At 35.2% G+C, this 1,415-nt stretch carries 1 protein-coding gene; it reads left to right on the top strand.

The annotated features are described in order from the left end of the window. Nucleotides 1-401: 401 nt before the first annotated feature. Nucleotides 402-1,415: hypothetical protein (locus MHM93_RS19330; protein WP_239450231.1), on the top strand; the 1,014-nt coding region annotated here is incomplete at its 3' end.

Genomic DNA, 1,415 nt, shown 5'->3' with positions numbered 1-1,415 from the left:
AAGTTATCATTTGTAGATATCTACAACTTGAGTACTGACATGCAGACTCTAAAGTTTGATTTAGAGCTCTCTTTGTTGAGTCAGAATGTAGTTAATATGAGCTGTTTTATTAAGATTGAAAATATTGACTTTTCTCCACTTAACTGTCATCGCTTAGAGTGAATGAGGGCGTTCAGGGTTCTGTGTTAGTTAATTTTTTCTAAACATCTAATACATTACCTATACTAGCCCAAGTTTAAACTTACAGTCACCGATTAAAAGCGAGTTTCCACTTCGCCTAAGTTGAGATATGCATAATTAGAGTTTTCAGTCATTAAGAAAGTAATTTAAAAGAAGGCTTGCTTGATAGTTTAGAAGGTAACTCGTTTTTTCAAGTTGTAGAAATAATTAAGGGTGGATAAGTGAAATTGTATTATAGTGATCAGTTGGGCTATGCTTTTCATTATGGCTCTGTATTGAAGTCTTCGCTTTTAGACAACTGTTTATTCAGAAAAGAAAATAATGATTGGATTTTGAATGGTTACTCCACGGAAAGGTTTTTTTTAAAAAATATAAATTTAGATGACGAAAATATAGAAGTTTTTAGTGAGCAAGGGAAGTATTCATATGGAAGCTCAATAGCTAAATTAGATACGATCAACCCTAACAGCCTAATAGCTGTAAGGGGTCAAAATGTAGTCTATTACGGTGATGATAATGGAGTTAATAGCAAAGTCATCTCTGAGTCACAAGGTTGCATTTCTTCATATGAAGGTCAATTTTTAGGGGTTTATGTATCCGATAAAGCCATATATTTTCAGGGTAGAAGAGCTAATAGCAGCTTCCAGAAAAGAGACTTCAATCTTGAGCTGATTTGGAAATATGATTTGGCTAGGTCAGAAGCAATTTCATTAACCCCTACTCATTATCGAAGATGTATTATTTACGTTATCCCTAGCAAAAGAGGTCGTCCTAACCAGACAAAAATCTTATTTCTTAATGATGATGTTGGCAAGGAGGAATGGGTTGCGTCGTATCCTTTTAAAGCTCAAGATTATGCTTTAAGTAAAGGGCGCATACTTATAGCTGCTTTGGAAGGTTTCTATGTACTAGACTTTAAGAAAAAGGGAATTTTGCACAGTTGGAAGGTCGATTATAAAGGAGGAGGGGGGAGTGGCCTCAATACACACAATGTTAATATCTACCATGATGAAGGTAGAATATATATGTGCCATTCACCGCTGGGCGTGTTGTATATATTCGATTTATATGACTACTCAATGATTAAAGAGGTTTCTTTGCCTCAGGGTATTCATATAGATAACTTCATGGGTAAGGATGAAACCAGTGGTTTGTATTACTTCTATGCCAGTCAGCCAAGAAAAGAAGTAGGTAATACCTTCTTGCTTGAACTTGACCCAAATAACTTGGATGCG

This window comes from Pseudoalteromonas sp. MM17-2 (genome assembly GCF_022347945.1).
Lineage (GTDB): Bacteria > Pseudomonadota > Gammaproteobacteria > Enterobacterales > Alteromonadaceae > Pseudoalteromonas > Pseudoalteromonas ruthenica.
Note: the sequence above shows the minus strand (reverse complement) of the source record. Positions and strands in the feature narration are given on the sequence as shown.